This is a genomic window from Mesorhizobium sp. M7A.F.Ca.CA.002.09.1.1, from assembly GCF_003998555.1.
GTDB lineage: Bacteria > Pseudomonadota > Alphaproteobacteria > Rhizobiales > Rhizobiaceae > Mesorhizobium > Mesorhizobium ciceri.
Genome location: NZ_RZRR01000476.1, coordinates 1 through 4,268, shown reverse-complemented (window position 1 = coordinate 4,268; position 4,268 = coordinate 1). Strand labels below are relative to the sequence as shown.

The following is a 4,268-nucleotide window of genomic DNA, read 5'->3' as shown; positions in this document are numbered from 1 at the left end:
ATCATTACGATCCCGAGTTTGCCTTCAAGGGAGTGAGGAGCAAGCGCCCCTTCACGATCGCTGCCGGGCCAAACAATCCGGTGGGATCGGTCTGGATCGACTTGTCCATCGATAGCTACGGCATTCACGGGACTCCGGACCCAGGCAAGATCGGAAAGACCTTCTCGCATGGTTGCATCAGGCTGACCAACTGGGATGCCGAAGACCTCGCCTCCGAAGTGCAAAAAGGCACAAAGGTCGTCTTCAAGGACGAAGCGGCAGGATCGGTCGAACAGGGATCGCAGTAGGTAGGCGATACGGCCTACCCACTTTCGACCGTGCGACTAGTCACACGGTCGTGTGACTGGCGTCGCCGAGGGCGTGGAGCGGCCCTTTACCCCAGCCACTTCTCGTAGTCGGACACCAGCAGATGGATCGGGGCAACGTCTTCGTCGATGTTGGAAAAACGGCCGATCGGTTCGCGAAACACATTGTCGGTGAGATCGTCGTTGACGGTCGAGACCTCGCCGATCAGCACATCCTTGCCCTCGGCCCAAAAGGCATGCCAGACGCCGGGCAGCAGCGTGACGCTTTGGCCCGGGTCGAGCTTCAGGAGCCCGCCCGCAGGCAGCCTGTGGATGGTTCCGTCGACCGGCACCGAAACCTCGGCCTTGGGATCGATGCCGCCGTCGCGGTCATGCATGAACAGTTCCAGCACCAGCTTGCCGCCGCCACGGTTGATGATGTCCTCGGCCTTGACGTTGTGGCGATGCATCGGCGACAGCTGGTCCTTGCGCGAGATCATGATTTTCTCGGCATAGAGCATGCCCATGCCCTTCTTCATGTCCTCGTAGCGGCCGTTGCGAACGGTGAACAGGAACAGGCCGAGCTCCTTGAACTTCTCCTGACCGTAATCGGTGATGTCCCAGCCGAGCCGCGAGGTAAACACGGCCGCGGAGTCGGCCTGGCGCGCCTTCGCCTCCTGCGGCGACCAATAGGCGAAGGGCGGCATGATGTAGCCGAACGAGCGGATGAAAGCGTCGGCTTCGCGGATGATGTCGTTGATGGCGGAGCGCTTCATGATCATGATCCCTTCGTATCGATTTGTCTGGCAAATCGCATAGCCGAACGTCGATGCGGTGTCGATCCATCTCGCCGCCCTGCCCGGTCTTGCGCTTAGGCGCATGGACCACAGATCCGCTTCGCTGGCCGCGTGACATCGCGGATTTTCAGGGCCATAAAACCCGCGGATTCCTCATGGGGTGAAAGATGATGCCGACCGTCCACGACCTCGATACGCCGTCGATTCTCATCGACGCCGCGCGCGCCGAAGCCAACATTGCCCGCGCCCAGGCGCATGCCGACAAGAACGGGCTGAAGCTCAGGCCGCATATCAAGACGCACAAATTGCCCTATTGGGCGAAGAAGCAGGTGGCGGCCGGCGCCGTCGGCATCACCTGCCAGAAGATCGGCGAGGCCGAGGTGATGGCCGATGCCGGGCTGGCCGATATTTTTCTTCCCTACAACATCCTTGGGCGCGCCAAGCTGGAGCGGCTTCTGGCGCTGCACGGGCGCGTCACCCTGTCGGTGACAGCGGACAGCATGGAGACGCTCGAAGGGCTGGCAACCACCTTCACCGATGCCGGTCATCGTCTACCGGTGCTGGTCGAATGCGACACCGGCATGGGACGCTGCGGCGTGCAGTCGGCCGATGAAGCGGTTGCGCTGGCAAGACAGATCGACAGAACCGGTGGCCTCGCCTTCGGAGGACTGATGACCTACCCGGCCGCCGGGAAGGCAGCGGAGGCCGAAGCCTGGCTCGCCGACGCCAAGCAGGCGCTGGCCGCATCGGGCCTCGCCTGCGAACGCATCTCCAGCGGCGGCACGCCGGATATGTGGCGCTCCAGCGATACATCTGTTGTCACGGAGTATCGTCCAGGCACCTACATCTATCTCGACCGCTATCAGGTCGCCAAAGGCGTCGGCACGCTCGACGATTGCGCGCTGACGGTGCTGTCGACGGTGGTCAGCCATCCCACCGCGACGCGCGTTATCCTCGATGCCGGCAGCAAGGCGCTGTCCAGCGACACGCTGGGTCTCGCCGATTTCGGCGAGTTGCCCGGCGTGCCGGGAGCGCGGGTGACGGGCCTGAGCGAGGAGCACGGCACCGTCACGCTTTCGGGTGACGGCAAATTGCGCATCGGCGAGCGCGTGCGTGTGGTGCCCGACCATTGCTGCGTCGTCACAAACTTGTTCAACGAGGTCAATCTGATCGACGGCGACAAAGTGCTGGAAACGCTGCCTGTGGCGGCGCGCGGAAGGATGGGGTGAACTAAGAAGCGTCTTGCCTTCTCACACAAGGGGAGAAGGGGGAGAGCGCTCCGCCTGCCGTGCCGCGACCCTGCGCATGGCAATCACCCGGCGACGGCGGATTTCGGTGCGCATCGCCATCAGGTGCAGCGCGAAGAACAGCACGGTGAAGCCGAGCGCCATCACCAGAAGCGGCCACAGCAGGCTGGGGTCGATGGTGGAGCCGCCCATGCGGAACACCGAGGCCGGCTGATGCAGCGTGTTCCACCAGTCGACCGAGAATTTGATGATCGGGATGTTGATGAAGCCGACCAGCGTGATGATGGCGGCGGCCCAGGCGGCGCGGCTGGCATCGTCGAGCGCACGGGTCAGCGCGATGATGCCGAGATACATCAGGAACAGCACGAAGACCGAAGTCAGCCGCGCATCCCAGACCCACCAGGTGCCCCACATCGGCTTGCCCCAGATCGAACCGGTGATCAGCGCCAGCGCGGTGAAGACCGCACCGATGGGTGCGGCTGATTTCAGCGCGACATCGGCCAGCGGATGCCGCCAGACGAGCGTGCCGAGCGCCGAGACCGCCATCAGCGTGTAGCACATCATGGCCAGCCAGGCGAAAGGCACGTGGATGTACATGATGCGGACGGTGATGCCTTGCTGGAAATCCTCAGGCGCGGCAAAGCTCATATAGAGCCCGACTGCGAGGATCAGTGCGGCGATCGTGGCCAGCCATGGCACGACCTTGTCCGCCAGCCCGACGAAGCGCGTCGGGTTGGCGAGATCCATCCAGCTTGTCAGGCGTGAAGTCGTGTCGCTCATGCGGTTCTACATAAACCGCCGCGGCGTTCGGGGCAATCGAGCGGTGGTGTCGCAGGGCTGCAGCGCTTTGCCTTCTCCCCTGTGGGAGAAAGCAGAGACGTGCCTGATCAGGCGGCCGCTTCCTGCTGTTGCAGCACGGTGCGGCTGAGGCGGCGGACCTCCTCGTCGTTGAGCAGGCCGCCAGCGCGCAGCAGGCTGGCAAAGCGGCCATTGCGCAGCGACAGCTCGGTGAAGCCGCCCATCTCGACCACCCTGCCCTTGTCCATGAACACGACCAGATCGGCGTCGCGAACGGTGGTCAGGCGGTGGGCGATGATGAAGGTGGTGCGGTCGCGGCGCAGTTCGTCGATCGCTTCCTTGACGCGGTCCTCGGTCTCGACGTCGAGCGCGCTGGTCGCCTCGTCGAGCACCAGGATCGGTGCGTCCTTCAGCACGGCACGGGCAATGGCGATGCGCTGACGTTCGCCGCCCGACAGCTGGCCGCCACGTTCGCCAACCACCGTGTCGTAGCCATTGCTCTTGGACAGGATGAAGTCCTGTGCGGCAGCCGCATTGGCGGCGGCATGGATCTCGTCATTGCTTGCATCGGCGCGGCCGACACGGATGTTGTCCTCGATCGAGCGGTTGAGCAGGCCGGCATCCTGGAACACCGTGGCGATCGAATGGCGCACCGACTTGCGGGTCACGGTGCGGGTGTCGATGCCGTCGATCAGGATACGGCCATGGGACGGCGAGAAGACACGCTGCAGCAGGTTGATGAGCGTGGTCTTGCCGGCACCCGTCGGGCCCACGATGGCGACGGTCTGGCCCGCCTGCACCTCGAAGGACACGTCGTCGATGCCTTGGCCGGAATTGGCGAATTCAAAGCCGACATTCTCGAAGCGCACATGGCCGGTGACGTTGGAAAGATCGCGCAAGCCGTCCGGCTCGGCGGAATCAGCCGCGGAGTCCTCGAGATGGTAGAAATCCTCGAGCTTGGCACGGGCCTCGGAAATCTGGTTGGCGAAAGCCGACATCTGGTCGAGGCGAGCGATCAGCATCGTGGCAAAACCGGTGAAGGCAATGACGTCGCCGACACCCAACTGACCATGAGTCACGAGATAGGAGCCGATCGACAACACGATCAGCATCGAGATTGCCGATGACAGACGGTGCAAGGC

General features: G+C 63.5%; 5 protein-coding genes. 2 read left to right on the top strand and 3 right to left on the bottom strand.

What is annotated here, in order from left to right:
- Positions 1-287: L,D-transpeptidase (locus EN994_RS20070; protein ID WP_164746029.1), on the top strand; the 287-nt coding region annotated here is incomplete at its 5' end.
- Between the two features lie 86 nt (positions 288-373).
- Here EN994_RS20070 and EN994_RS20065 read toward each other — a convergent pair.
- Positions 374-1,060: a D-lyxose/D-mannose family sugar isomerase gene (locus EN994_RS20065; protein ID WP_063170203.1), complete on the bottom strand. Its 687-nt coding sequence runs from the start codon at positions 1,058-1,060 to the stop codon at positions 374-376.
- Positions 1,061-1,251: 191 nt separating this feature from the next.
- Here EN994_RS20065 and EN994_RS20060 point away from each other — a divergent pair, with 191 nt between their 5' ends.
- Positions 1,252-2,310: a D-TA family PLP-dependent enzyme gene (locus tag EN994_RS20060; RefSeq protein ID WP_063170202.1), complete on the top strand. Its 1,059-nt coding sequence runs from the start codon at positions 1,252-1,254 to the stop codon at positions 2,308-2,310.
- Between the two features lie 21 nt (positions 2,311-2,331).
- Here EN994_RS20060 and EN994_RS20055 read toward each other — a convergent pair whose 3' ends face one another.
- A complete protein-coding gene (locus tag EN994_RS20055; protein WP_027162453.1) occupies positions 2,332-3,108 on the bottom strand; it encodes a heme ABC transporter permease in 777 nt (258 codons plus the stop codon).
- A gap of 107 nt (positions 3,109-3,215) precedes the next feature.
- Positions 3,216-4,268 (bottom strand): ATP-binding cassette domain-containing protein (locus EN994_RS20050; RefSeq protein ID WP_127307749.1); only part of this gene is annotated, 1,053 nt, incomplete at its 5' end.

What these genes read in the sequence shown, in the direction of transcription:
- EN994_RS20065 (WP_063170203.1), bottom strand. Translation starts at nt 1,060, where the DNA reads ATGAAGCGCTCCGCCATCAACGACATCATCCGCGAAGCCGACGCTTTC.
- EN994_RS20060 (WP_063170202.1), top strand. Translation starts at nt 1,252, where the DNA reads ATGCCGACCGTCCACGACCTCGATACGCCGTCGATTCTCATCGACGCC.
- EN994_RS20055 (WP_027162453.1), bottom strand. Translation starts at nt 3,108, where the DNA reads ATGAGCGACACGACTTCACGCCTGACAAGCTGGATGGATCTCGCCAAC.